General features: G+C 62.9%; 23 protein-coding genes. 9 read left to right on the top strand and 14 right to left on the bottom strand.

Annotated features, from left to right (window positions below):
- Window positions 1-20 precede the first annotated feature (20 nt).
- Window positions 21-755, top strand: coding sequence for a DnaJ domain-containing protein (locus tag AFIDRAFT_RS17370; protein WP_009340954.1), 735 nt, complete (start codon window positions 21-23; stop codon window positions 753-755).
- A gap of 224 nt (window positions 756-979) precedes the next feature.
- On the opposite strand, the gene AFIDRAFT_RS17365 is transcribed toward AFIDRAFT_RS17370, so the two are convergent.
- Window positions 980-2773 carry a D-alanyl-D-alanine carboxypeptidase gene (locus AFIDRAFT_RS17365; RefSeq protein ID WP_009340953.1) on the bottom strand — a complete coding sequence of 598 codons (1794 nt, stop codon included), beginning with the start codon at window positions 2771-2773 and terminating at the stop codon, window positions 980-982.
- 388 nt (window positions 2774-3161) lie between these two features.
- Between AFIDRAFT_RS17365 and AFIDRAFT_RS17360 the strand changes: the two genes are divergently transcribed.
- Window positions 3162-3494 carry a phasin family protein gene (locus AFIDRAFT_RS17360; protein ID WP_009340952.1) on the top strand — a complete coding sequence of 111 codons (333 nt, stop codon included), beginning with the start codon at window positions 3162-3164 and terminating at the stop codon, window positions 3492-3494.
- A 95-nt stretch (window positions 3495-3589) separates the two neighbouring features.
- Here AFIDRAFT_RS17360 and AFIDRAFT_RS17355 read toward each other — a convergent pair whose 3' ends face one another.
- Window positions 3590-5395 carry a TadE/TadG family type IV pilus assembly protein gene (locus AFIDRAFT_RS17355; protein ID WP_009340951.1) on the bottom strand — a complete coding sequence of 602 codons (1806 nt, stop codon included), beginning with the start codon at window positions 5393-5395 and terminating at the stop codon, window positions 3590-3592.
- A gap of 402 nt (window positions 5396-5797) precedes the next feature.
- On the opposite strand from AFIDRAFT_RS17355, the gene clpS reads away from it, so the two are divergent.
- A complete protein-coding gene (clpS, locus tag AFIDRAFT_RS17350) occupies window positions 5798-6178 on the top strand; it encodes an ATP-dependent Clp protease adapter ClpS (protein ID WP_082157024.1) in 381 nt (126 codons plus the stop codon).
- A gap of 219 nt (window positions 6179-6397) precedes the next feature.
- On the top strand, window positions 6398-8758 hold the full coding sequence (gene clpA, locus AFIDRAFT_RS17345; RefSeq protein WP_009340949.1) for an ATP-dependent Clp protease ATP-binding subunit ClpA: 2361 nt from the start codon (window positions 6398-6400) through the stop codon (window positions 8756-8758).
- Between the two features lie 57 nt (window positions 8759-8815).
- On the opposite strand, the gene AFIDRAFT_RS17340 is transcribed toward clpA, so the two are convergent.
- Window positions 8816-9130 (bottom strand): hypothetical protein, encoded by a 315-nt coding sequence (locus tag AFIDRAFT_RS17340; RefSeq protein WP_009340948.1) that lies wholly within the window; start codon window positions 9128-9130, stop codon window positions 8816-8818.
- 57 nt (window positions 9131-9187) lie between these two features.
- On the opposite strand from AFIDRAFT_RS17340, the gene AFIDRAFT_RS17335 reads away from it, so the two are divergent.
- On the top strand, window positions 9188-10114 hold the full coding sequence (locus AFIDRAFT_RS17335; protein WP_009340947.1) for a lytic transglycosylase domain-containing protein: 927 nt from the start codon (window positions 9188-9190) through the stop codon (window positions 10112-10114).
- A 1-nt stretch (window position 10115) separates the two neighbouring features.
- Here AFIDRAFT_RS17335 and AFIDRAFT_RS17330 read toward each other — a convergent pair whose 3' ends face one another.
- The 3 genes from AFIDRAFT_RS17330 to AFIDRAFT_RS17320 form a co-directional block, all read right to left on the bottom strand.
- A complete protein-coding gene (locus AFIDRAFT_RS17330; protein WP_009340946.1) occupies window positions 10116-11282 on the bottom strand; it encodes a GNAT family N-acetyltransferase in 1167 nt (388 codons plus the stop codon).
- Window positions 11283-11345: 63 nt separating this feature from the next.
- Complete coding sequence (locus AFIDRAFT_RS17325) at window positions 11346-12113, bottom strand: glycerophosphodiester phosphodiesterase (protein WP_009340945.1); 768 nt, start codon at window positions 12111-12113, stop codon at window positions 11346-11348.
- Window positions 12113-12580 (bottom strand): RidA family protein, encoded by a 468-nt coding sequence (locus AFIDRAFT_RS17320; protein ID WP_009340944.1) that lies wholly within the window; start codon window positions 12578-12580, stop codon window positions 12113-12115. Before AFIDRAFT_RS17320 ends, AFIDRAFT_RS17325 begins: the two co-directional genes overlap by 1 nt.
- Before the next feature lie 103 nt (window positions 12581-12683).
- On the opposite strand from AFIDRAFT_RS17320, the gene AFIDRAFT_RS17315 reads away from it, so the two are divergent.
- On the top strand, window positions 12684-13544 hold the full coding sequence (locus AFIDRAFT_RS17315) for a cell envelope integrity EipB family protein (protein WP_009340943.1): 861 nt from the start codon (window positions 12684-12686) through the stop codon (window positions 13542-13544).
- A 7-nt stretch (window positions 13545-13551) separates the two neighbouring features.
- Here the strand turns inward: AFIDRAFT_RS17315 and AFIDRAFT_RS17310 are convergent, their stop codons facing one another.
- Both AFIDRAFT_RS17310 and AFIDRAFT_RS17305 read right to left on the bottom strand, forming a co-directional pair.
- Window positions 13552-14856, bottom strand: coding sequence for a DNA polymerase IV (locus AFIDRAFT_RS17310; RefSeq protein ID WP_009340942.1), 1305 nt, complete (start codon window positions 14854-14856; stop codon window positions 13552-13554).
- Between the two features lie 27 nt (window positions 14857-14883).
- Window positions 14884-15174, bottom strand: coding sequence for a DUF3572 domain-containing protein (locus AFIDRAFT_RS17305; RefSeq protein WP_009340941.1), 291 nt, complete (start codon window positions 15172-15174; stop codon window positions 14884-14886).
- A gap of 128 nt (window positions 15175-15302) precedes the next feature.
- On the opposite strand from AFIDRAFT_RS17305, the gene AFIDRAFT_RS17300 reads away from it, so the two are divergent.
- The 3 genes from AFIDRAFT_RS17300 (at window position 15303) to pncB (ending at window position 18447) form a co-directional block, all read left to right on the top strand.
- Window positions 15303-15668 (top strand): response regulator, encoded by a 366-nt coding sequence (locus AFIDRAFT_RS17300; protein ID WP_002715480.1) that lies wholly within the window; start codon window positions 15303-15305, stop codon window positions 15666-15668.
- An 11-nt stretch (window positions 15669-15679) separates the two neighbouring features.
- Window positions 15680-17056: a PleD family two-component system response regulator gene (locus AFIDRAFT_RS17295; protein ID WP_009340940.1), complete on the top strand. Its 1377-nt coding sequence runs from the start codon at window positions 15680-15682 to the stop codon at window positions 17054-17056.
- An 86-nt stretch (window positions 17057-17142) separates the two neighbouring features.
- Window positions 17143-18447 (top strand): nicotinate phosphoribosyltransferase, encoded by a 1305-nt coding sequence (pncB, locus tag AFIDRAFT_RS17290; RefSeq protein WP_040298724.1) that lies wholly within the window; start codon window positions 17143-17145, stop codon window positions 18445-18447.
- Window positions 18448-18524: 77 nt separating this feature from the next.
- On the opposite strand, the gene rpmG is transcribed toward pncB, so the two are convergent.
- The 6 genes from rpmG to topA form a co-directional block, all read right to left on the bottom strand.
- A complete protein-coding gene (rpmG, locus tag AFIDRAFT_RS17285) occupies window positions 18525-18692 on the bottom strand; it encodes a 50S ribosomal protein L33 (RefSeq protein ID WP_002712167.1) in 168 nt (55 codons plus the stop codon).
- A gap of 190 nt (window positions 18693-18882) precedes the next feature.
- Window positions 18883-19707, bottom strand: coding sequence for a cell envelope integrity protein TolA (gene tolA, locus AFIDRAFT_RS17280; protein WP_009340938.1), 825 nt, complete (start codon window positions 19705-19707; stop codon window positions 18883-18885).
- A gap of 65 nt (window positions 19708-19772) precedes the next feature.
- Window positions 19773-20513, bottom strand: coding sequence for an NUDIX hydrolase (locus tag AFIDRAFT_RS17275; protein WP_009340937.1), 741 nt, complete (start codon window positions 20511-20513; stop codon window positions 19773-19775).
- A gap of 17 nt (window positions 20514-20530) precedes the next feature.
- Window positions 20531-20989: a DUF983 domain-containing protein gene (locus AFIDRAFT_RS17270; protein ID WP_009340936.1), complete on the bottom strand. Its 459-nt coding sequence runs from the start codon at window positions 20987-20989 to the stop codon at window positions 20531-20533.
- Window positions 20989-23334: a ribonuclease R gene (gene rnr / locus AFIDRAFT_RS17265; RefSeq protein ID WP_009340935.1), complete on the bottom strand. Its 2346-nt coding sequence runs from the start codon at window positions 23332-23334 to the stop codon at window positions 20989-20991. Before rnr ends, AFIDRAFT_RS17270 begins: the two co-directional genes overlap by 1 nt.
- A complete protein-coding gene (gene topA / locus AFIDRAFT_RS17260) occupies window positions 23334-26096 on the bottom strand; it encodes a type I DNA topoisomerase (RefSeq protein WP_009340934.1) in 2763 nt (920 codons plus the stop codon). Before topA ends, rnr begins: the two co-directional genes overlap by 1 nt.
- Between the last annotated feature and the right edge of the window lie 123 nt (window positions 26097-26219).

Here is a 26219-nt window from a genome sequence, read left to right as displayed (position 1 = left end):
GAAATTCAGCCGGATATTTGATGGTCAGCCTTATTGCCGGAATCGTTGTGCTTGCCCTGGTCTATATGGGGCTCAACGTCATCCGTTCCGCCGATCCGAAACTGCTGGCGCGGCTGGTGCGGCGCATAGGCGGTGTGCTGGCGTTGGCGTTCGCCGCCTGGATCGGCGCGCGCGGCGAGTTGGTCGTCGCGATTCCGCTCGGTCTGTTCGGGCTGGGGTTGCTGGGCTACGCGCCGCTCGGCGCGGAGCTCGCCTCGAAGTTCGGCTGGGGCGGCTCGGCGGTACGCTCAGACGGGCAGCAAGCCCAGATACGATCCCAGTTTATAGAGCTGACGCTCGACCGCCGTACCGGTGCGCTTGACGGGCGCGTGATTGCCGGCGCCGAAGCGGGGCGGATGCTCGGCGAGTTCGCTCTCGCGGATTTGCTGCGGCTGGCGCGCGGGTTCGACGAACAGAGCCGGGCCCTTCTGGAAAGTTATCTTGACCGCCGGTTTCCCGGATGGCGTGAAGACGCGCATGACGCAGCGGCAGGAGGGGGTGCTCGCCAGCATCGCCGCATGGCGGCGAGCGGCAAAATGACGGCGGAGGAGGCTTATCAGATCCTTGGCCTGCAGCGAGGCGCGGGGCGCGATGAAATCAGCCGCGCTCATCGAGGGCTGATGAAGAAACTGCATCCCGACCAGGGGGGGTCGACGTACCTCGCGGCCCGAGTCAACGAGGCCAAGGACACTCTTCTTCGCACGCATCAACGCTAACTCCACGCAACAAGACTCAAATCCTGTCGAGCGGCGCTGGTCGCGTCTCTGAATGATGCCCCGAAATGCCCGCCGTTGTCCGGCGCGGTCGTTTGTACGGTTAAGGTTTTAGAGACCAAACCTTGAAAAAGGGTTTTCAGCCGGAGAATTACGCGCGGCGTTTGCGCACATGAAAACGCCCGCGAAAGCCGCGGGCGTTTTTCCGAAAATCGGTTTGAGAGCGGTCAGTTACGGATGGTCATGCAACTGATGTCGGAACGCTTGAGCACTTTGCAGGCGGCTTCGGCGGTATCCTGACTGAGACCGGCGAAGCGGGCGCGGTAATAGGTCTTGCGTCCCTTCGAGAACACTTCGGTGAAGGGATCGGCGCGGCCGAGATAGCGGCTTGCGTTTTCGCGCGCGGCATTGAGGCGCTGGCGGGCTTCCGACTCCGACTCAAGCGCGCCGACCTGGATAATCCATCCGCTGTGGGCAACAGGCTTGGTGCCGGTCGAAGGCGCAATTTCCTGCGAAGGGGCTGCGGATGCGACAACCTGAGGCTGAGGTGCACCCGTTCCCATTGCGCGCGCCTGCGCACCAAGCGTCGTCGGGGGCGGGCCGCGATTGGGGTCGGCATAGGCCATGGTGGAGGAGGGCGAAGGCATCGGCGTGCCAACGGTCGCCTCGCCGAGGCCGGGGGTGTTGCGGGTAATCACGATCGGCAGCGGCGCAGGGAAGGAAGGATGAGCTGCGGACGCCGCAACGGATGCGGTGGGTGCGGCTTCAGGTGCTGCTTCGGCAACCGGCGCTGCATTCGCGGTTCTCGGCAGCGCGGCCTTGAGCGCATTCTTGGCGATCGTCTTGGCCTGCGCCATGCGGACCTGAACCGTCTTGACGCGCACCGGCTTCATCGGCTCCGAAGAACCGGGGATCGCCGCGAGCGGCGAGGAGATCACGCCGCTGGTGAGAGGCGCGGGCTCAGGCTTCGCAGCCGGCTCAGGCGCACGCGGCGCGGGGGTGGGAATGGACTCGGGCGCGGCGGAGGCAACCTCGATGGGCGCGGGCACCGGGCGGGACGCAGCCTTCGCGGCGGGTTCCTCATCGCTGGCCATGCGCGAAGGATTGCGTTCGGTGATCGCGGCGACGGTGCGGCGCGTTGCGCCTTCGTCGAGATGCTCGGCGAGCAACCTGCGCATGGTAGCATCGCGCGAACCGCCGCTGCGGCCGCCGAGCACCACGCCGACGAGATGACGGTTGCCGCGGCGAATGTTGGTGACGAGGTTGAAACCCGACGCGCGGACATAGCCGGTCTTGATGCCGTCGACGCCATCCATCTGGCCGAGCAGATGGTTGTGGTTACGGATCGGGCTGCCGCGCCAGGTGAAGACCGAGGTGGAGAAGTAGCGATAATAGGTCGGGAAGCGATCCTGGATCGCGCGGCCGAGCGTGGCTTGATCGCGCGCGGTCGTGATCTGATCGTCGTCGGGCAGGCCCGATGCGTTGACGTAGGTGGTCTTGCTCATGCCGAGCGCGCGGGCCTTGCGCGTCATCATCTTGCAGAAGTTCTCTTCGCTGCCGCCGATCGCCTCGGCGACCACCACGGCGGCGTCATTGGCCGAGCGGGTGACAATGCCCTTGATGGCGTCCTCGACGCGAATGGTCTGGCCGGGGCGAAGGCCGAGCTTGGTCGGGGCCTGTACGGAAGCATGGCGCGAGACTTCGAGCTGGGAATCCAGCCGCAGCTTTCCGCTGTCGAGCTGCTCGAACAGCATGTAGAGCGTCATGATCTTGGTCAGCGACGCGGGATGGCGCAGAGCGTCGGCATTGGTGGACTGCAGCGTCGCGCCGGAATTGGCATCGACGACGATGGACGCGAAAGGCGGGTTGTAGCCGGAGCGTTCGACGTGGGCGCGGTGGTGCCGGTGATGACGACGACGCGCGTCGGCATGGTCCGTGAGCAGCAGCGTGATGGAGACGGCGGCAAGAGCAAGCGTGAGGTAGCGTGCCGTCCTGCCGGACGCGAAACTGACACCGAGCATGAACTTCCCCGTCCCGATTCCAGAACTTTCATGACCTCGTTCTGAGGCCAAATTGCGCCGACCCCGAACTTTGTCTGCTCTGGGCCGGAAGTGGAAACATCCTTCGTCCTTATGGATGGGCCGTCGGGCGGCTGGTTCCATAAGTAATTGAATGGACGTTTATTTTTGGCTTCCCGGTTTTCCGCGAAACACAGGTAAATCAAAATACGGGTCGGCAGTTGCCAAAGGCTTAACGAAGCGTTTCCTCAATGATCGGGATTTGAGGCGATTTTTGTTGTGCGGCGCACAAAATTATTGACCTGCTTTGTGCAATGCGATATGCCGGCTTCGTGATCGGGACACCCGGCACCCATTCTCTTATCCGTTCCGTCTTCTGAAAGGACGAGCCATGTTCAAAGTGGAAGATTTCCAGCAGCAAAGCAAAGAGCAGCTCGACGCCGCGGTGGCCTCTGCTCGCAACGTTGCCAACGGCTTTCAGGCGATCGCCGCCGCGTTCGGCGACTACTCGAAGAAGTCGTATGAAGACACCAAGGGTTATGTCGAGAAGCTCTCGGGCGTGAAGTCGATCGACAAGGCGCTCGAAGTTCAGAGCGAATACGCCAAGACCGCCTACGATACGTTCGTGGCTGAGGCGCAGAAGATCGGCCAGCTTTATTCCGATCTCGCCAAGGAATCCTACAAACCGTTCGAAGGCCTGGTTTCGAAGTACACGCAGCACTAAGCGTGACGATCGATTGAATTAGAAAAGCCCGGCTGAAAAGCCGGGCTTTTTGTTTGCTAAGTGCGATAAGCGTCCGCAGGTTGGCTTACGCGGGCTTATTGCGAGATGCGCAATTTGGCGATCGTTGCCAGCACGTTGTTGAAGGCATCCGCCGTCTGGCTCGACTGGGTGATCATCTGGAAGTATCCGGCGCCCGGGGTGGCGCAATCCTGCAGCACTTTCGAGGTTGGGTCCTTGCTGCTGATATTGACCTGGATGGAGAAGACGGTGATCTGGTTGCCGCCGTTCTGCGCCGGATCCTTGATGTTCTTGCACAGCAGTTCCTGGCGGGCATCGATGTCGGACACCGTCTGAGTCCAGCGATTCTGGGTGTTCAGGCCGTCGGAGAGCAACACGATATAATCTTTGTAGACCCAGTTGGGGTCCTTGGCCGGTGCCTTGAATGGATCATTCGTGGTGTTCAGTGTCTGCCAGCCCCAGAACAGACCCACGGCCTGGTTGGTGTTGCCGCTCGGAGTCATCGCGTTGATCTGAGACTTCAGTGTGCTCCACTGATTGCTCATCGGCGTGATGGTGGCGGGCAGGCAGTCAGCCCACTGTTCGGCATAGGGCAATTTCGAAGGGATGCCCGAACCTGTCATCGCGTCATTGGTGGTGTCGAAATTCTGGTCGCGGTCGTTGACGCATCCCGTCCAGCCGCCGTTCGACACGGAAGCGGAGGGGTTTGTCGCCGCGTATTGTGTCAGGGTCGAGTCCGGGGCCGGGGTTACGCGCGGATCAGGCGCGGTTGCGCTCGGATCGGCGAGCACGTTGCGCCAGTCATGCCGGTATGCCGGCAGGGTGCAAACCTTGCTCGAGCCCGAGCCCGAGCAACTGCAACCGCTTGGCTTTCCGCTGCAAGTCGCAGATGACCCCGTCCATTTGAGCGTGACCGATACGCTCGTATAGCATCCGTTGTAATAGATGCTGGCCTTTCCGGATAGCTTGCGGCCACTGTCTTCGCCGGGACAGATCATGCCCTTGTAGTTGCCGCTCGAAGGAATTTTGCTCGCGCTATTGGCGTTGGAAAGCGTGGCCGGCCTGTCGGTGCACGAAAAGCCGTAGGAACTGTTGGTGAACGGACAATTCGAACCGGGGCCGGTCATGTCGATCCAGACACCGGGCGTCGTAATGCCTACCAGGCTGGCGAGGTTGTTGGGATAACCGTTCTGGCTAAGATAGGGCGGCTCAGCCATCCATTCTGTCCAGTTCAGCCAGGATGCACTCACGTTCGAGGTGCTGACGTTCACGTCCTTGGCGAAGGGAACAATGGAAATATAGACGTCGCCCGTGGTGGTGTTGAAGGCCGACAATTTCGTGATCATGTCGGTGGCAGCGCTTTGCAGCGCAGCCATCTTGCCGTTCTGCGCCATCGAGCCGGTATTATCGAGCACCAGCGCCACGCGCATTCGGGTGCTGCCCCATTTCGTGGTCGAGGACGTGGCGACCGGCAGCGTGTTGAAGTTGCTGCCGAGGACTCTCATGAAATAGGTCGGCATGGTGCCGTTGGCCGACAGCAGAATGGAGGCGCCGCTGCCGCTGTTCGGTGTGTAGGTCGCTGTGAAATTTTGGATCGGGGCATCGGTGGCAGTGTAAAGCGAGTCGACATATTGCCGCGCGCGGGTGGTGATCTGGCTCGCCGACATCGTGGCGGCGTCCTTGGAGATCATCAGCGCGGCGCTGTCGAGCGCGCTCTGGAGTGCGGTGCGGTCGGAGACCGCGCGTGTGTAGTCCACCGCGGCGCCGACGAGTGCCACCAGCGGGATCGACACGATAGCAAAAATGATCGCGACGTTGCCGCGGGCGTCCGTCTGGAATCGCCGCGCGAGGCGGGTGAGACGCGTAATCGACGGGAAGCTCATTGCTGCCACCAGACTGGTTGTATCTGGAACTTTGCTTAGAGCCGCCGGGTGAAGAGGTAGTAAAATGATGTGAGTAAACCCGAGGACATTCCTAAAATGCCGCCTTTTTGGCCTTCCGTGCGCCTCTATCCTCAACACAAGGTTGCCGCCGGGGGCCTGTTTTCGCGCAAGGCGTTAACGGAGTGGCAGGAGACGGAGCGGGAAGTCCGCCCTACATCACCTGGACCGCACCTGGACCGCGCGAATTTCTCCAGCGTTCCGAGAGGGGTAGGGTTTTCCGGTTGGCTTGCGGCGCAGCCGGACCGGGGCCATATTGGAGAAATGCCAGCGCGGACGGGCCCGTGTCGCCGCAGGCCGGGGATGATCGAACGCAAAGCCATGCTGCAGAAGTTTTTCAACGCTATGACCCAAAAGACCGGGCAAACCGGCGAGCGCCGCTCGACCGCCCCCATTATGTCCAAGGATGACGGCCGCCCCGACGGGACCGGGCCAGGCACCTCCGTCATTACCAAGACCAAACCGCGCACGAAGCGTCCGAGCCTTTATCGCGTCCTGATCCTTAACGACGACTACACGCCCATGGAATTCGTCGTTCATGTTCTAGAGAGGTTCTTCCAGAAGGATGTTGAAGCTGCGACCAAGATCATGTTGCATGTTCATCATCACGGGATCGGCGAATGCGGAATTTTCACTTACGAAATCGCCGAAACCAAAGTGACGCAGGTGATGGATTTCGCGCGCAAGCACCAACATCCTTTGCAATGCGTGATGGAAAAGAAGTAGCCTGTTGGCAGGAAGCGATTTGCAAGATCTGATCGGCGGAATGTTTTGTTGGGGAACCTGACTTCAAAGAGTGGCGTTCACTTGCGGATGCACTAGATTCACGAACGACTAGGACGACCGAACAAGAAAATGCCGAACGGCAGTCAAAGAAGCGACGGCGGAAACGGCTGAAGGGGATTACTCGAACGGCCAGAATGGCGGGGGCCACAAAGGAAGCGAATGCCGACTTTTTCTCAGAGCCTTGAACAATCCCTGCATCGCGCACTCGCGATTGCAAACGAACGCCATCATCAATACGCGACGCTCGAACATCTTTTGCTATCGCTGATTGACGATACCGATGCGGCCGCCGTGATGCGCGCCTGCAGCGTTGATCTCGACAAGCTGCGGGGCAGCCTCGTCGGCTACCTCGAAACCGAATTCGAGAACCTGATCGGCGATGGTGCCGAGGACGCCAAGCCGACCGCCGGTTTCCAGCGCGTCGTGCAGCGCGCGGTGATCCATGTCCAGTCATCCGGCCGCGAGGAAGTGACCGGCGCCAACGTGCTGATCGCGATCTTCGCGGAGCGCGAAAGCCACGCCGCGTATTTCCTGCAGGAGCAGGACATGACGCGCTACGACGCGGTGAATTACATCAGCCATGGCATCGCCAAACGCCCCGGTGTCTCGGAAGCGCGGCCTGTGCGCGGCGTCGATGACGACACCGACACCAAGGGCGGCGAGGACACGAAGAAGAAGGGCGAGGCGCTCGAGACTTATTGCGTCAACCTCAACAAGAAGGCCCGCGACGGCAAGATCGATCCGGTGATCGGCCGCAATGCCGAGATCAATCGCGCTATCCAGGTGCTGTGCCGCCGCCAGAAGAACAACCCGCTGTTCGTCGGCGAAGCCGGCGTCGGCAAGACCGCAATTGCGGAAGGCCTTGCCAAGCGCATCGTCGACAGCGACGTGCCGGAAGTGCTGTCGGCCGCCACCGTGTTCTCGCTCGACATGGGCACGCTGCTCGCGGGCACGCGCTATCGCGGTGATTTCGAGGAGCGGCTGAAGCAGGTCATCAAGGAACTGGAAGCGCACCCGAATGCGATCCTGTTCATCGACGAGATTCACACCGTGATCGGTGCAGGCGCGACATCGGGCGGGGCGATGGATGCCTCGAACCTGCTGAAGCCTGCATTGGCCTCGGGCGGCATCCGCTGCATGGGCTCGACCACATATAAAGAGTATCGCCAGCACTTCGAGAAGGACCGCGCGCTGGTGCGGCGCTTCCAGAAGATCGACGTCAACGAGCCGTCGGTGGACGATGCGATCAGCATCCTGAAGGGGCTGAAGCCTTACTTCGAGGACTACCACAAGCTGAAATACACCAACGACGCCATCGAGGCGGCGGTGAACCTATCCGCGCGTTACATCCACGACCGCAAGCTGCCGGACAAGGCGATCGACGTGATCGATGAATCCGGCGCGGCGCAGATGCTGGTGCCGGAAGGCAAGCGCAAGAAAACCATCGGTATCAAGGAAATCGAGACGACCATCGCGACGATGGCGCGGATTCCGCCCAAGAGCGTGTCGAAGGACGACGCCGAGGTGCTGCGTCATCTGGAGACGACGCTCAAGCGCACGGTGTTCGGACAGGACAAGGCGATCGAGGCTCTGGCCGCGTCGATCAAGCTCGCGCGGGCGGGCCTGCGCGAACCGGAGAAGCCGATCGGCTGCTACCTGTTCTCCGGCCCGACCGGCGTCGGCAAGACCGAGGTGGCCAAGCAGTTGGCATCCTCGCTTGGCGTCGAACTGTTGCGCTTCGACATGTCGGAATATATGGAGCGGCATACCGTGTCGCGCCTGATTGGCGCGCCTCCGGGCTATGTCGGCTTCGATCAGGGGGGCTTGCTCACCGATGGCGTCGACCAGCATCCGCATTGCGTGGTGCTGCTGGACGAGATCGAGAAGGCGCACCCCGACCTCTACAACGTCCTGTTGCAGATCATGGATCACGGCAAGCTCACCGACCACAACGGCAAGTCGGTCAACTTCCGCAACATCATCCTGATCATGACGACCAACGCGGGCGCGGCCGACATGGCCAAGGCGGCGTTTGGCTTCACGCGCAGCAAGCGTGAGGGCGAGGACCACGAGGCGATCAACCGGCAGTTCGCGCCGGAATTCCGCAACCGTCTCGATGCCATCGTCTCCTTCGCGCACCTCGATGCCGATGTGATCGGTATGGTGGTCGAGAAGTTCGTTATGCAGCTCGAGGCGCAGCTCGGCGACCGCAACGTGACTATCGAGCTGTCCGATCCGGCCAAGGCGTGGCTGGTGAAGGAGGGCTACGACGAGCAGATGGGTGCGCGGCCGATGGCCCGCGTGATCCAGGAGCACATCAAGAAGCCTCTGGCGGACGAGGTGCTGTTCGGCAAGCTCAAGGGCGGCGGACATGTCCGCGTCGTGCTGGTACCGGGCGAGGCCGGAGCCGAGAAAATCGGTTTCGAGTTTGTCCAAGGGCCGGTCACGCCGAAACCCGAAAAGCTGCCGGGCGCGCGCAAGCGCAAGCCCAAGGCCACCAAGGAACCGGCCAAGGCGTAAAGCGGCTCTCACAAAAATTGAAAAAGCCCGGCGATCTCGCCGGGCTTTTTTTGTTGCTCAGAGATGTCGGATCGCCCGTGTGATGGCGTCGAATTTTTCGACCAGCAGGCTGGAGACGGTTCTCGATAGGAGGGCGGCTCCGGTCGCGACCATCACCGTGATGATGACATATTGCGAGAAGGCGAAAGCGATCACCATGCGTGCGGCGCCGCGCACCATGCTGACGCGACGGGAAGGGGCGGGCGGGCTGGCCGGAAAGGCAAGATTGTCGGCGGGAAGGGCAGGCGTGGTTTCCGCCTCGCCGGGTTGCTCGATGGCCGGAGCAGTCTCATCTTCCAGCAGAAGCTCGTCGTGCGGCTGGCCTTGTTCCATGGGGCAGCTTTAGGCGCGGGAGAGGCGCGAGGCCATGCAGGATCGGGGTTAAGGTAAATGCGCCGGATCGTGAGACGAGGACTGGCCTGCTGGCTTGCCGGTGCCGCGCTCGCATCACTGGCGAGTGTTGCGCTCGCGCAGCAGGAACTGGCGGCTTCCGCGCCCACGAAAATCGCCGATACCGGTGAATCCATGTGCCTGATGATCGAATCCGCGGCGAAGGCGAACGGCCTGCCGCTGGAATTCTTCGCCCGCGTGATCTGGCAGGAGAGCCGATTTCAGCCGGACGCGGTGGGACCCGTGACGCGGAATGGCCAACGCGCGCAGGGCGTCGCGCAGTTCATGCCAGGCACCGCGAACGAGCGGCGGCTGCTCGATCCGTTCGATCCGGTGCAGGCACTGCCGAAGGCCGCGGAATTTCTCGCCGAATTGCGCGGCGAGTTCGGCAATCTCGGGCTTGCCGCCGCCGCCTACAACGCCGGGCCGCGCCGCGTGCATGAATGGCAGGCGGGCACGGGGCCGATGCCTGAGGAAACCCGCAACTACGTCTATGCCATCACGGGCGCGAGCGTGGAGGACTGGAACAAAGCGGAAGCAGGCAAGGATCCTGCGGACCGCAAGAAGCCGGAAGGGTGCCGCGACCTGATGGCGCTGCTACGCCATGCGCCGAATCCGTTCGTCGCTCATCTGGAGGAGCGCGTCCGCATCGGCGCGGCAAGCCCGTGGGGCGTGCAACTGGCCGCCGGATTTTCGCGCGACAAGGCGCTGGCGATGTACGCGCGCGCCATGGCGCGGGTGAGCGGGGTGATCGGCGATCATGATCCGAACCTACTCAGCACGACGCTGCGCAGCCGTGGCACCCGCGCGTTCTATCAGGTGCGGATCGGTGCGGACACGCGGCAGGCCGCGAACGAATTGTGCGCGAAGATTCACAAAGCGGGGCAGGCCTGCATGGTGCTGCACAATCCCGGCAGCAAAGGCTGATTTAAGTCGCTTTGCGGAACGGACCGGCTTCCGTCAGTTCGCGGCCGGCCTGCTCGACATAATCGCGTTCATGCACGAGATAGTCGCGCACCGCGCGGCGCAGGCTCGGGTCCGCGATGTAATGCGCGGAGCGGGTCATCTGCGGCAGGTAGCCGCGCGCAATCTTATGCTCGCCCTGCGCACCAGCCTCGACGAATTTCAGCCCGTGGCGGATCGCATAGTCGATCGCCTGATAATAGCAGACCTCGAAATGCAGGAATGGGTGGTGTTCGATTGCGCCCCAATGCCGTCCAAAAAGCGTATCGGAGCCCTTGAAATTGATCGCCCCCGCGATCCAGCGGCCCTCGCGTTTCGCCATGATGAGCACGATGTCGTCGGCCATCGTTTCCGCGATCTGCGTATAGAAAGCGCGATTGAGATAGGGCCGTCCCCATTTGCGTGATCCTGTCTCCATGTAGAAATCGTAGAATGCATCCCACGCATCCTCGGTGATCTCCGAGCCGTTGAGGATGTGGATGCTGATGCCGTTTGCCAGCGCGTCGCGGCGCTCGCGCTTAATCGCCTTGCGGTGGCGCGAGGCCAGTGTGGCGAGGAAGTCGTCGAAAGTCGCGTAGTTCTCGTTGCGCCAGTGATATTGCTGGTCGGTGCGTTGCAGGAAGCCGTGCTCGGCGAGCATGTCCCACTCGCCTTGCGTTGCGAAGGTGACATGCACGGATGACACCTTGAGCTGATTGCACAGTCCGATCATCCCGGCGATCAGCGCCTCGCGCGTGCGGTCCTGATCGGTGTCGGCGCGGACCAGCAGGCGCGGGCCGGTGACGGGCGTGAACGGCACCGAGACTTGCAGCTTCGGGTAATAGGCGCCGCCTGCGCGCATGAAAGCGTCCGCCCAGTTATGGTCGAACACATATTCGCCCTGCGAATGGTTCTTCAGGTAGCAGGGCACGATGCCGAGGATGTGTTCGCCACGGCGCGCGATCAAATGGCGCGCAAGCCAGCCGGTGCGCGCGGTCGCGGAACCGGAATCTTCCAGTGCGGCGAAGAACGCATAAGACAGAAACGGATTGTAGACGCTGCCATCCGGGTTGGCACAGGCATCCCAGTCCGCCGCCGCAATCTGGCGCACGGACGATACGGCTTCGAGTGTGATGTCGGTGGGTGTCGTCAAATGCAGGTAATCCCGCCAGCCTGCGGTTATCTCACGTCATAGATCGTGATTTTCCGGGTGTCTTCAAGGGTGTTTTGGCTCGGGCACGAAACCCTCGAAAATCATCTGGTCGGCGTAGCGCGCGGCGCGGGCGCGCTGCTCCGGCGTGCGCACCGTCCATGTCAGCAGCGCACAGCCGAAGATGTGTTGCGCGATCCACGGCGCGGGCGCGGGCAGTTCGTTGATCCAGTAGGCGATGAAGTGCGGGCGGGTGCGGAAGGCGTGGCGCAGATGGAGCATGCCGCGCACCTTCTCCGGCGGCAGCGCCCGCCATTCGTCCTCGCGGTAATACCGCTCCGCGACGACGCCGCGCGGCACGTCGGGGACGTGATCGCGGATCGCCAGCACCTGATCGGGGTCGAATGACATCAGCGCCAGCGGGCCTTGATAGGCGCGCACGATCTCCGCGATACGCCGGATCAGGCGGCGGTCGCCGTCGAACCGGCTCTTGATCTCCACCACCAGCGGCACGCGGCCGTTTGTCATCTCGCACAACTCGCCCAGCGTGATCATGCGGTCGGCGGTCGCCTTGTAGCGCACGGTTTTCAGCTCGGCGGCGCTCAATGTGCGGATGTCGTCGCCGCGCTCGGTGAGGCGCGCCAGCGTGTCGTCGTGGAACACCATCGCCTCGCCATCCGACGACAATTGCAGGTCGGTCTCGATGGCGAAGCCGCCCGCAATCGCCGCAGAAAATGCCGAGGGCGTGCTTTCGACGATGCCACGGGCCGCGTCATGCAGCCCGCGATGCGCGACCGGCGCAGCCGTCAGCCAGTCCGGCGCGCGAGAGGGCATCACATCACCTCGAACTGGCCTTCGACCTCGACGGCGGCATCCGCAGGCAAGGCGGCGACGCCGACGGTGGAGCGGGCGTGGCGGCCCTTGTCGCCAAACACTTCCACCATCAGGTCGGAGGCGCCGTTCATCACCTTCGGGCCATCGAGGAAATCCGGCGCGGAATTGATGAAACCGCCAAGCCGGATCACCCGCACCACGCGATCGAGATCGCCGATGGCGGCTTTCACCTGAATGAGCAGATTGATGGCGCAACCGCGCGCGGCTGCCTGTCCCTGCTCGATGCTGACGCCCGCACCTAACTTGCCCCGCGCGATCAACTGCCGGTCGGCATTGTTGCAGACCTGGCCGGAGACGGTGAGAATATTGCCGGTTCGCACGAAAGGCACGTAATTGGCGATGGGGGCCAGCGGCGCATGCAGCGTGATCCCGAGGCCTGCGAGTTTCCGTTCGATGTCACCTGCCATCCTAACCTCCGTAACTTGACCCTGTTTGACGCGTGTTATGCCCAAGTTGCGGCATAATCCCAGCGCCAATATGCTCCGATTCCTAGGTTGGCAAGGAGAGAACATGGTCCTGTCGCGAGCGTTTTTGCGGATTTTCGGCGTGCTCGGCACCGTCGCGGCGTCATGCGCGTTTGCGCAGGCGCAGCCTTCCGCCGGGGTGCCGTTCATGGCGCATGAGGCGGTCTATGACCTGAGCCTCGCGCAGGCGCGGGGCAATGCCTCGGTCAATTCCGCGAACGGGCGCATCGTCTACAAGTTCGGCGGCAATGCCTGCGAAGGTTATTCGACCGATTTCCGGCAGGTGTCGCGGATCGAATCCGGCGAGGACAAGACCACGACGAGCGATCTGCGTTCGACCAACTGGGAGGACGCCAAGGGTGCGAGTTATCGCTTCAAGGTCGCGAGCCAGACCAACGACGCCGATCCCTCCTATGTGGACGGCACGGCGGAGCGCGGGCCGGATGGCACCATCACGGTGAAGCTGAAGCAGCCAAAGGTCAAAACCTTCACGCTCGACAAGGAGATCGTGTTTCCGACCGAACAGACCCGCCGTATCATCGAAGCGGCGAAGGAGGGCAAGCGCATTCTGGAGCTTGGCGTCTATGACGGCTCGGACAACGGCGAGAAGGTCTACAACACGTTCGTGGTGATCGGGCAGCCGATTGCCGGCGGCCGCGCTCCCGCGTCGCCCGATGTCGCGAGCAAGAGCGATCAGTTGAAGACGCAGACCCGCTGGCCGGTGACGGTGAGCTATTACGACCGCGCCGCGCAGCCGGACAAGGGCGAGCAGACCCCGCTCTATACGATGTCGTTCGAATTATACGAGGATGGCGTCTCGCGCGCGCTGGTGCTCGATTACAACGATTTCGTCATCAACGGCACGATGGACAAGTTCGAGGTCGGCGACAACAAGCCGTGCAAATAGTGCGAGATCACGAGTCCTTCCGCCGCAGCGATGTAGGGCTCGCGGGCTTCGCCGTATAGGCGATGCCGCGCACCACGGCGTTGTCGCCGAAACGCTTGCGGACCTCGTCCATGGCGCGTTCGGCGTGCGCCGAGCGGCGGTTGAGCATGTCCTCGTCGTCGCTGCCGTTCGAAGGTTGCAGCGCGCTGACGCCGACCCCAATCAGCCGGAATGCGGTGCCGTCGGTTTCGCGCGCCAGCATGTCGCGGGCGATCGCGAAGATTCGGTTGGCGAGCTGGGTTGGGGCGACGATCGATTGTGAGCGCGTGCGCTGACGGAAATCGGCGGTTTTCAGCTTCAGTGTGACGGTCGATCCGGCGAGCCCGCCGGTCTTGAGGCGGCGCGAAACGGTTTCGCTCAGGTCCCACAGGATGCGCTCCAGCGAGGTATAGTCGCGCAGATCGTTCTCGAAGGTGGTTTCGCTGGAGATCACTTTCGCGCCGCGGTCGGGCACCACCTTGCGCTCGTCAATGCCGCGCGCGAGCCGCCACAATCTCCGGCCTTCCGCGCCGAAGGTACGCATCAGGTCGGTTTCGTCCGCGCGCTGCAATTCTCCGATCAGGCGAAACCCGTGGTCGCGCAGTCTTTCCTGCATGGCGGGGCCGACGCCGTAGATGAAGCCGACCGGCTTCTCCGCCATCAGCGTCCGCGCATCCTCCTGGTCGAGCACCGCGAAGCCGCGCGGCTTGTCCAGATCGGAAGCGATCTTGGCGAGAAACTTGTTGGCGGACAGGCCCACGGAGACCGTGATGCCGATGTCGCGCTCGACCTGTGTGGCGAAGCGCGCCAGCACCTTCGCCGGAATCATGCCGTGTAGGCGCTCGGTGCCCGACAAGTCGAGGAAAGCCTCGTCGATCGACAGCGGCTCGACAAGCGGGGTCAGTGCGTGCATCGCCTGCCGGACTTGACGACCGACCTGAACGTAGCGCGCCATGTCCGGGCGGATGACGACGGCCTCAGGACACAGGTCGAGCGCCTTGTACATCGGCATCGCGGAGCGGACGCCATAGGTGCGGGCGATGTAGCAGGCTGCCGCGACGACGCCGCGCTTGCCGCCGCCAATGATGACCGGCCTGTCGGCGATCTCGGGCCGGTCGCGTTTGGTGACCGTCGCGTAGAAGGCATCGCAATCGATATGGGCGAGGCTGAGTTCGGTGAGCGCACGGTGCCGCAGCAGGCGCGGCGAGCCGCAGGCGGCGCAGCGCCGCGCCTGCGGAGCCGCGTCGGTCAGGCAGTCCCGGCAGAAGCCGGGAGGAGGAGAGGCCTCGTCCATCGTGCGTCGCCATTGCGGTCAGTTAAGTCAGCCATGCGTGCTCTCGCCCAGCGCCTCGCGCGCGGCGGCGATGGTCGGCGGGGGGAATTGCGAGAAATCCGAGAACGCCTTCACCGTGGCGTCGTCCCGCACGATGAAATCCAGCACGCCGGCCAGAAAACGGGGATCGGAGGCCGAGGCGCGCAACGTCTGTGGCCCGATACCGCTCTCGGACAGGAACTGCCCCAACCGCTCCGGGTCACCGGCCAGAAATGCGAGCGCGCGAATCGCCACGATTTCAGCAACTTCTGCGGGACTCCGGCTGGGCTTTCCGGCCATTCTCATTTGCCTTTCCGTAACTTATCAGCACTATTTTGGGCCATCATGCCCGAGTCATTCCGGCGTGGCGACGCCTAATCGTATTACTGGCGGCGGAACTGACGTCGAGCGGCATTGGAGGAATGGGGGTGGCCAAAACCGTCCTGATCGTGGAGGACAACGAGCTTAACATGAAGCTCTTCCGCGATCTGTTGGAGGCCCATGGGTATCAGACGGTCGGCACCAGCAATGGCCGCGAGGCCCTGAGACTGGCGCGCGAACATCGCCCCGACCTCATCCTGATGGATATTCAACTTCCCGAAGTCTCGGGTCTCGAAGTCACGCGATGGATCAAGGACGACGCCGAATTGCGGGCGACGCCTGTGGTCGCGGTGACTGCTTTTGCCATGAAGGGCGACGAGGAACGCATCCGCGAGGGCGGCTGCGAAGCGTATTTGTCCAAGCCGATCTCGGTCGGAAAATTTATTGAAACGGTCCGGCGTTTCGTCGGCTAAGGGGTTTTGGAATGTCCGCGCGGGTTCTGGTCGTTGATGACGTCCCGGCAAACGTCAAGCTGCTGGAGGCACGGCTCTCGGCGGAATATTTCGATGTGGTCACCGCCAATTGCGGCACGCAGGCGCTTGAAATCTGCCAGCGCGCCGAATGCGACATCGTCCTGCTCGACGTGATGATGCCCGACATCGACGGTTTCGAGGTGTGTCGCCGGCTGAAATCCAATCCGCGTACGCACTTCATTCCGGTGGTGATGGTGACGGCGCTCGACAGCCCGTCGGATCGCGTGCGCGGCCTCGATGCCGGCGCCGACGATTTTCTCACCAAGCCGGTCTCAGACGTGGTGCTGATCGCCCGCGTGCGTTCGCTGACGCGGCTGAAGATGATGACCGACGAGATGCGCATGCGCGCCATTACCTCTCATGAGATCGGCATCCAGGCGCCCGAACGGGAGGCGATTGCCGATACCGGCAAGGGCGGCAAGATTCTTCTGGTGGATGATCGTCCGTCATCCTACGAGCGGCTCGCGCCGGTGCTGGCGGAAGAGCATGCGGTCGATGTCGAGCCCAATCCCTCCGAAGCGCTGTTTCATGCGGCCGAGAACAATTACGATCTGCTGATCGTCTCGCTCAACCTCGAAAACTACGATGGCCTACGGCTTTGCAGCCAGGTTCGCTCGCTGGAGCGCACCCGCAGCGTGCCGTTGCTGGCACTCTCCGAAGCCGACAACAACACGCAGTTGCTGCGCGGGCTTGAGATCGGCGTGAACGATTACCTACTGCGCCCAGTGGACAAGAACGAATTGCTGGCGCGGGCCCGCACCCAGATCCGCCGCCGCCGCTATACGCATTACCTGCGCGACAGCGTGCAGAACTCGCTCGAAATGGCGATCACCGATCCGCTCACGGGTTTGCACAATCGCCGCTATCTCGAGGGTCATGTGGGCACGCTCGCGGAGCAGGCCGCCGCGCGCGGCAAACCGCTGGCGCTGATGATTCTCGACATCGACTTCTTCAAGTCGATCAACGACACTTACGGCCACGATGCCGGCGACGATGTGCTGCGCGAATTCGCGACCCGCATCCGCAAGTCGATCCGGGGTATCGATCTGGCCGCGCGTTATGGCGGCGAGGAATTCGTCATCGTGATGCCGGAAACCGACCTGCATGTCGCGGGCATCATCGCCGAGCGGCTGCGCCGCTCGATCGCGAACGAGCCGTTTTCCATCGAAAAGGGTACCAAGCGCATCGAGGTCACGATCTCGGTCGGCATTTCGATGCTGGAAAAGAAGAGTGAGCCGGTCGCCGATGTGCTCAAGCGCGCCGACCAGGCGCTGTATCGCGCCAAGCACGACGGTCGCAACCGCGTCGTCGTCGCGGATGCTGCCTAGAGCAGCCAGCAAGCGTAGCCCGCGCGGTGCGAAGCGCTATCCGGGCTGCGCTGGCGATGCGCCGCCTCGGCGGTTATGATCGCGCCATGACCGTGACGGACATCGCAACGCGAACCTACAACCATGGCTGGCGGCTCGATCCGATCGTGCGCAGTCTGCTCGATACCGACTTCTACAAATTCCTGATGCTGCAGATGATCCGGAAACTGTATCCGGACGAGCAGGTCACCTTTTCGGTCATCAACCGGACCCGGCGTGTGCGGCTCGGCGAGATCATCGACGAGAAGGAACTGCGCGCCCAGCTCGACCATGCCCGCAGCGTGCGCTTTTCCAGGAAGGAGCTCATCTGGCTTGCCGGCAACACCTTCTATGGCAAGACCCAGATGTTCGCGCCGGATTTCATCAACTGGCTTTCGACCTTCCAGCTTCCGGACTACGAGTTGCGCGCGGTGGACGGTCAGTACGAACTGCACTTCCACGGGCCATGGACCCACACCACGATGTGGGAAATTCCAGCGCTCGCCATCATCAACGAACTGCGCTCGCGTCAGGCGGTGAAAGGGCAGGGCCGCTTCGCGCTCGACGTGCTCTATGCGCGCGCCAAGGCCAAGCTGTGGACCAAGGTTGAGCGGTTGAAGGCCCTCGATGAGCTGCGTTTGTCCGATTTCGGCACCCGGCGCCGCCACGGTTTCCTGTGGCAACGCTGGTGCGTGGAGGCGCTCAAGGAAGGGCTCGGTCCCGCCTTCAAAGGCACCTCCAACGTGCTACTGGCGATGGACAATGATCTCGAAGCGATTGGCACCAACGCCCACGAACTGCCGATGGTCGCGGCTGCTCTTGCTTCCAGCGATGAAGAACTGCGCCGCGCGCCGTACCTCATTCTTGACCAATGGCGGCACACCTATGACGGCAATCTTTTGATCGCGCTGCCCGATACGTTCGGCACCGAGGCGTTCCTGCGCGATGCTCCGGACTGGGTGGCGGACTGGACCGGCTTTCGGCCTGACAGCGCGCCGCCGATCCCGGCGGGCGAGGGCATCATTCGGTGGTGGAAGGACAGGGGCCGTGATCCGCGGGAAAAGCTTCTGATCTTCTCCGACGGCATGGACGTTGATTCGATCGAACAGACGTATCGGCATTTCGCCGGGCGGGTACGCACCAGCTTTGGATGGGGTACCAACCTCACCAATGATTTCGTCGGCTGCTCGCCCGATGGCACCGCCGACCTCGATCCGATCTCGCTGGTTTGCAAGGTGACGTCAGTCAACGGCCGGCCAGCGGTGAAGCTCTCGGACAACCCGGAAAAGGCGACCGGCAGTCCGGATGAAATCGTACGCTACCTGCGCGTGTTCGGCGATGCCGGGCGTGTGCGCACGGCGGTGCGTGTGTAGAGGCCAACAAAAAACGGAGCCCGAAAGGCTCCGTCATTTCGTTCGACGCTTTGCGAAAGATCAGGCTTACTTGAGCTTTACTTGATCTTGGCTTCGCGGAATTCGACGTGCTTCTTCGCGACCGGGTCGTACTTCTTCTTGACCAGCTTGTCGGTCATGGTGCGCGAATTCTTCTTGGCGACGTAATAGAAGCCGGTATCCGCGCTGGAGACGAGCTTGACCTTGATCGTGACCGCTTTGGCCATGTTCGAAAACCTCGATGCCTTGAATCTGATGTCTGGAATCTGTAGCGGGCCGGACGAGGCCGACCCGCGTTTGGCCGCAACCTAGCCTCGAATGCCCCAAAGTCAAGGATTTCGGCCTCTTAAGGCCGCTATTTTCGCCGATCTGCCCGGAAATAATGAGTTTTCCCGGCCATTTAGCAGGAATCCGGTGTCATCCGGGTTCGAATCCCGCCGGGGTAAATTCGAGGTCGAGTTCCCGCCATTCCTTATACTTCTCGGCTGGCAGCATGGAGTAGGGCTGGCAGGCTTCGAGCGCGTGAATCGCGGCCTTCATAATCAACGGCCCCTTCGGCGTGGCTTTTGCCGCCATCAGTGCCGGCGTTCTGGCGAGCTTACCGTCGCGCTTGAGCGCCACCCGCAGCACGATGCGGGCGTCATCTGTCGGCGCAACGCCCGCAGGCAGTTTCAGGCATGATTTCAGATGTGCGCGAAAGGCGGCGACAACATCGGTTTTCAGGTCGGCGGCGACCTGATCGGGAGTGAAGCCGCCGAGACCGGACATGAACGGATCGCCGTACTGGCTCATCACGTCGGGCTGCACGGTCGGTGCGCCGGTGATGGCGGCCTGCGGGAGGGCAGGCGGTTCCGGTGGAGGCGTCTGCGGCTCGGCGACGGGCTTGGTTTCCTCGGGCACAGGCGTTAGCGCCTTGTCGTCGATTTTCGGTTCTTCAGCCTTTGGTTCTTCAGCCTTGGGCTCTTCAGGCTTGGACTCGTCCGCTTTCGGCTCGTCCTGCTTTGCATCATCGCCCTTGGCCGTATCGAGACTCGGCAGTGACAAGTCGCCGGATTTCTCCGCAGGCGCGTCTTTCGCCGGGACGAGTTCGACATTGATGGCGGGCGGCGGCGGATCGTAGAGCTTGACGCCCGAGCCGAAGACGACCCACGCCAGCAGCGCGACATGCGCCATCACGGACACGGCGCCGCCCACGCGCCGGAGCCAGTCCTTCTCCACGATGTCGCGCCAAGTCCATGCCATGCGGGCGACAACCTACCGTTCGCCCGTGCGTCCCGCCATTGCTTTCGCGGGCGGCACCCTGGTGTCTAGAGCGTGTCACGCAGCCGCGCGCCGTTGCGGAAATGAAAGAACGGCACTTCGGCCTGATGGGTCAGTGGACCGATCGTGAGGCGGGCATTGAGCTCATCCAGTACACTCTGTGTCATCGAGTGAATGTCGGCGAGCGGGGCGGCGCCGAGTTCGATCCATTTGAGTTCGACCAGCTCCGCATCGGCATGGACGACGCCGTTGACAGTGTGGGCGATGGCGGAGATGTCGGCGGTAAAGAAGCGCGTGTCGAACCGGCGAACCAGTCCCGGTGGGGTGATGGCACGCGCGATCAAATAGAGTTGCGAGGGGTCGGGCAGCAGGCCTGTCTCCGCGAAGGGTCTCCACTCACCCTTCAGGGTTGCTGTTTGTACAGGCGTGAGAGGAATGGGTGGCTTACTGCCGAGGCATAGGCCGGTCTCCTCGCAGGCCTCACGAATCGCGGCAACCACAAGGGCGCGGGCGCGGGCTGGTGTCGTTTTCGGACTGCCGGCGACGAGCTTTGTTTCAAGCGCATTGGGAAGTTCGGTCGCGAGCGGAATACGATGATCCGTCGCATCGACGCTGCCGCCGGGAAACACCAGCTTGTTCGGCATGAAGACGAGGTCAGCGCGCCGCCGCCCGAGCAGGACTTTCGGAACGGACCCGTTGCGATCGACCAGGATGAGTGTCGCGGAATCGCGCGGCCTTCGATAGGGATGCCGGGCCTCGTCCGCAGTCTGTGTCGGGAGCGAGTTCATCCGAAACGCGCGAGCGCTCAGGCCGGACGCTCGGCTGCGCTCTCAGCCTCGCTCTCGTCGAAGCCGTGCATGCGCAGCGCCCATTGCAGGCCGACGACCGCGCCCTTCACCGGCTGGAGCAGCAGGAGCGATGACACCAGTGTGATTGGCAAATAGATCGCCAATTGGAGGGCGACGGCCGGCGAGTAGTTGGTCTCAACCCACAGCATGATCGGCACCACGATGTGCCCGACGATGACGATCACGAGATAGGCGGGGAGATCGTCGGCGCGGTGATGGGTGAAGTCCTGCCCGCACTGGGAACAGCAGTCGGCGGTTTTCAGGAAGGCGCGGAACAGCTTGCCTTCGCCGCAGCTCGGGCAGCGGCCACGGCAGCCGCGCAGCATCGCATTCCAGAGATTGCGCTTTGCGGGCGCGGCCATCGACTGGGTCCAAACCTTGGTCGGGGTCTCGGGAGTCCGCACCACGCTGTCCATCATTTGCCTCGTTTGCCTTTGCCGGGTTTGGTCTTGCCGGGCTTGCGAGCCTTGCTCTTGTCTTTGCCCTTCGGGCCTCGTCCTGTCTTCGCCTTCGCGCCGCGCTTCGAGCCGATATGTTTTCGACTTCCGAACTCACGCTTGCCGCGCGGCGCCTTGGTTCCCTCGGACAGGAGTTCGAACCGCAGCGCACCGGCGACCGGCGCTGCTTCTATCAGACGAACCTCCACGACGTCACCCAGTCTGTGCATGGCACCACTGCGCGTTCCGATCAGCGCATGGCGGGTTTCATCGAAATGGTAGAATTCGCTGCCGAGCGTTCTCACCGGGATCAGGCCGTCGGCGCCCGTCTCATTCAGTTTGACGAACAGACCTGCTTTGGTGACGCCGGAGATCCGGCCTTCGAAGACCGCGCCGACGCGATCGGCGAGAAAATGCGCGATCAGGCGGTCGGTGGTTTCGCGTTCGGCCTTCATGGCGCGCCGTTCGGTGAGCGAGATCGCGGCGGCGACTTCGCCCAGCGTTTCCAGCGTCTCGTGCTCGGGCAGCGCGCCGTCGCCGAGGCCGAGCGCGCGGATCAACGCGCGGTGCACGATCAGGTCGGCGTATCGCCTGATTGGGGATGTGAAATGCGCATAGCGCCGCAAATTGAGGCCGAAATGTCCGTAATTCTCCGAGGCGTACTCGGCCTGCGCCTGTGAGCGCAGCACGACTTCATTCACGAGAGATTCGGTATCGCGGCCCTTCACCTGAGCGAGGATGCGGTTGAACACCGCAGGCCGCAGCGCGCCGGATTTGGTGAACGGCATGTCGAGTGTTTTGAGGAATTCGTGAAGGTTGTGGACCTTCTCCTGCGTCGGCTGGTCGTGCACGCGATAGATCAGCGGCAGCGTCTTCTTCTCCAGCGTCTCGGCGGCGGCGACGTTGGCGAGGATCATGAATTCCTCGATCAGCCGATGCGCGTCGAGCCGTTCCGGCGTCGTCACCCGATCCACCGTGCCATCCGGTTTCAACAGGATCTTGCGTTCCGGTAATTCCAGTTCGAGCGGGTCGCGCGCGTCGCGCGCGCGCTTCACAAGCCGGTAGGCGGTGTAGAGGGGCGCGATGATGGATTCGAGCAGGGGACCTGTCGTGTCGTCCGGCCGCCCGTCGCGCGCGGCCTGTGCCTGCGCGTAGGAGAGTTTTGCCGCCGAGCGCATCAGGATGCGGTGGAAGCTGTGCGAGCGCTTGACCCCGTCCGCGCCGATTATCATGCGAACCGCGATGGCCCCGCGCGGCTCGTTCGGTTTCAGCGAACACAGATCGTTGGAGATACGCTCGGGCAGCATCGGCACCACGCGGTCGGGGAAATAGACCGAGTTGCCGCGTTTGAGTGCTTCGCGATCGAGCGCCGAATCTGGCCGCACGTAGTAGGCGACGTCCGCGATCGCCACGTTGACGATAAAGCCGCCCTTGTTGGCGGGATCGGTATCGGGCGTGGCATGCACCGCGTCGTCGTGGTCTTTAGCGTCCGGCGGGTCGATGGTGATGAGCGGCACATCGCGCCAGTCTTCGCGCCCCTTCAGGGTCGCGACCTTCGCGGCTTCCGCCTCGTCGATGGCGGCGCGCGAGAATTCCTGCGGAATTTCGTGGGCGTGAATGGCGATCAGGCTGATGGCCTTCTCGGTCTTCATCGAGCCGAGCCGCTCGCGCACGCGCCCGGAGGGCAGGCCGTAGCCGCGCCCACGGGTCAGTTCGACGCTGACGAGGTCGCCATCCTGCGCGTCGGCGCTGTCGGCGGCGGAGATGGCGAGTTCACGTCCGGCCTGTTTCTTGTCGACCGGAATCATCCGGCCGCCGCCTTGGGGGCTCGCGCGAAAGATGCCGAGCACGCGGTTCCTGGTTTTTTCCAGCACCTTGATGACGCGGCCGATATAGAGGGCTGCGCGTTCGCCGCGCTCGCACTTCTCCAGCCGCAGCAGCACGCGCTCGCCGACGCCTGCGACGGTGCCGGGCTTCGGGTGGCGTGGGGTATGGATGTGGATGACCGGCGCGGGGCCGTCGATGTCTTCGGCCCATTCGGCGGGCACGGCGATCAGATCGCCGTCGCTGTCGGTCTTGGTCACGTCGGCGACAAGGGTCGGGGGAAGATCGCGCGCGTCATGCACGCGCTTGCCCTGTTTGGCGATCACGCCTTCGTCGGTGAGTTCACGCAGAATCCGGCGCAATGCCGCGCGGGATTCGTTCTTGAGACCGAAATGCCGCGCCAGTTCGCGCGTGCCGGCCTCGCGGGGGTTGGTCTTGATGAACGCGACGATGCTCTCCTTGTCGGGAAAGCCATCGGTCGCGCCATGCTTCTTTTTCATTATCCGCGTGCTTTTCCGGCGCTCTTCTTCGCAGCGGCCTTGGTGGGTTTTGCCACGGCCTTTGCGGCGGGTTTCGCAACCGCGCGAGGCTTGGCTTTGGCCGCAGTCTTTGCGCGAGGTGCCGCCGCCTTTTTGGGCGCGGCTTTAGGCTCGGCGTCCTCGGCTTCGCTCTTGGTCGCGGTTTTGGTTGCAGTTTTCTTGGCAGCCTTCTTCGGCGCGGCTTTCTTCGCGCCGCCACGCTTGGGCTTGCCGCCGGTCTTGGTGGCGCGCGCCTCGATCAGCGCGATGGCTTCCTCAAGGGTGATCTGGTCCGGCTCCTTGTCGTCGGGGATCGTGGCGTTGATGCCGTCGATGGTGACGTAGGCGCCGTAGCGGCCCTTCTTGAGCATGATCTTGCCACCCCGCGCCGGATAGTCGCCGACCTCCTTGCCGGGATCTGCGCCGAAACGGCGGCTCGGCCCCTTGGCGATCTTCTCGGCGATCAGCGTCACCGCGCGGTTGAGGCCGATATTATAAACATCGTCGCCAGCCTCGAGGCTCGCATAGGTCTTGCCGTGGCGCACGAACGGCCCGAACCGGCCGATGCCCGCGGTGATGATCTCGCCATCCTCCGGGTGCGGGCCGACATCGCGCGGCAGCGACAACAGCTTGAGCGCGAGATCGAGTTCGACATCGGCGGGCGACATGTTCTTCGGAATGCCCGCGCGCTTCGGCTTCTCGTCCTCGGCATAATCCTTCGGCTCGCCGAGCTGGATGTATGGGCCGAAACGCCCGGCCTTCACCGCGACATCGAGATCGGTTTTCGGGTCCTTGCCGAGCACGCGGTCGTTCGATGCGCTCGAGGAGGCGAGGGGACGCGTGTAGCGGCATTCAGGATAGTTCGAGCAGCCGACAAAGGCACCGAACTTGCCGGCCTTGAGATTGAGCTTGCCGGTGCCGCAGCTTGGGCATTGGCGCGGATCGCCGCCGTCAGCGCGCGGCTCGTAGATGTGTTCGCCGAGCATCGCGTCGAGCACGTCGAGCACCTCGGAGACGCGGACGTCCTTGATGTCATCGACGGCGCCCATGAAGTCGCGCCAGAAATCCTTGAGCACCTGCTTCCAGGCGATCTCGTTGTTGGAAATCTTGTCGAGCTTTTCCTCGAGGTCGGCGGTGAAGTCGAACTCGACATAGCGCGAGAAGAATTTTTCGAGGAAGGCGACGACGACGCGGCCCTTGTCCTCGGCGGAGAGGCGCTTCTTCTCGAGTTTCACATAGCCGCGGTCTTTTAAGACCTGCAGGATCGAGGCGTAAGTTGAAGGCCGCCCGATGCCGAGTTCTTCCATGCGCTTGACCAGCGATGCTTCCGAGAAGCGCGGCGGCGGCTCGGTGAAATGCTGGGTGACGGCGAGGCTTTCGCGCTTGAGTACTTCGCCTTCGCTCATCGCAGGCAGGCGGCGGCTTTCCTCGTCATCGGGATCGTCATCGCGGCCTTCCTGATAGACCGCGAGGAAGCCATCGAATTTCACGACCTGGCCGGACGCGCGCAATTCCAGCGTGCGTGAACCCGCCTTCGCCGTGATGTCGACGGTGGTGCGTTCCAGTTCAGCGGATTCCATCTGGCTTGCGACCGTGCGCATCCAGATCAGTTCGTAGAGACGATACTGGTCGTTATCGAGCCGCGCCTTCAGCTTGGCGGGGCGGCGCGAAACGTCGGTCGGGCGGATCGCTTCGTGCGCTTCCTGCGCGTTCTTGGCTTTCGAGGTGTACTGGCGCGGCGTGGACGGCACGTAATTGTTGCCGTAGTCCTCACCGATCACCTTGCGGACAGCGGGCACGGCTTCGGGCGCGATCGAGACGCCGTCGGTACGCATGTAAGTGATGAGGCCGGTGGTTTCGCCACCGATGTCGATACCTTCATACAGGCGCTGCGCGATACGCATGGTGTGCGCGGGCGCGAAGCCGAGCTTGCGGCTGGCCTCCTGCTGCAGCGTCGAGGTGGTGAAGGGTGCCTGCGGATTGCGGCGCGCGGGCTTGGCTTCGACCAAAGCGACGGAGTAGGTGCCGTTTTCCAGCGCCTTCTTGAAATCCTCGGCTTCCGCACCGCTGCCGATGTCGAGCCGCTGGATTTTCTTGCCGTCGGCGCCGACGAGGCGCGCCTCGAAGCTGTCGCCGCGCGGCGTGAGAAGCGTTGCGACCAGCGACCAGTATTCGCGTGGCACGAATTTCTCGATCTCAAGCTCGCGGTCGCAGACGAGGCGCAGCGCCACCGACTGCACGCGCCCTGCCGAGCGCGCGCCCGGCAGTTTGCGCCACAGCACCGGCGACAGCGTGAAGCCGACGAGATAATCCAGCGCGCGGCGCGCCATGTAGGCATCCACCAGCGCGCCGTCGATCTCGCGCGGGTGCTGCATCGCCTCGGTGATGGACTGTTTGGTGATGGCGTTGAAGACAACGCGCTCGATCTTCTGGTCCTTCAGCGCGCGCTTCTGCTTCATGACCTCCAGTACGTGCCAGGAGATCGCCTCGCCCTCGCGATCAGGGTCGGTGGCGAGGATCAGCTTGTCGGCGCCCTTGAGCGCCTTGGCGATGTCGTTGAGCCGGCTCGCCGCCTTGGGGTCGGTTTCCCAGATCATCTGGAAATTGGCGTCCGGATCGACCGAGCCGTTCTTGGCGGGAAGGTCCCGGACATGGCCGTAGGAGGCCAGAACCTCGTAGGAGGAGCCCAGATATTTATTGATCGTCTTGGCCTTCGCAGGCGACTCCACAATGACGAGATTCATTTGAATCCAATGAGTTAGGCTGAAAATAAGCCCCGGAATCACCGCGAGGGGACGAGGCTTTCGCAGCGATACATGGGTAAAGTGGGGGGTGCTGTCAAATGCCGGTCGCTTGAAGGGGCAAGG

The organism is Afipia sp. 1NLS2, from assembly GCF_000178995.1.
Classification (GTDB): Bacteria; Pseudomonadota; Alphaproteobacteria; order Rhizobiales; family Xanthobacteraceae; genus Afipia.
Note: the sequence above shows the minus strand (reverse complement) of the source record. Positions and strands in the feature narration are given on the sequence as shown.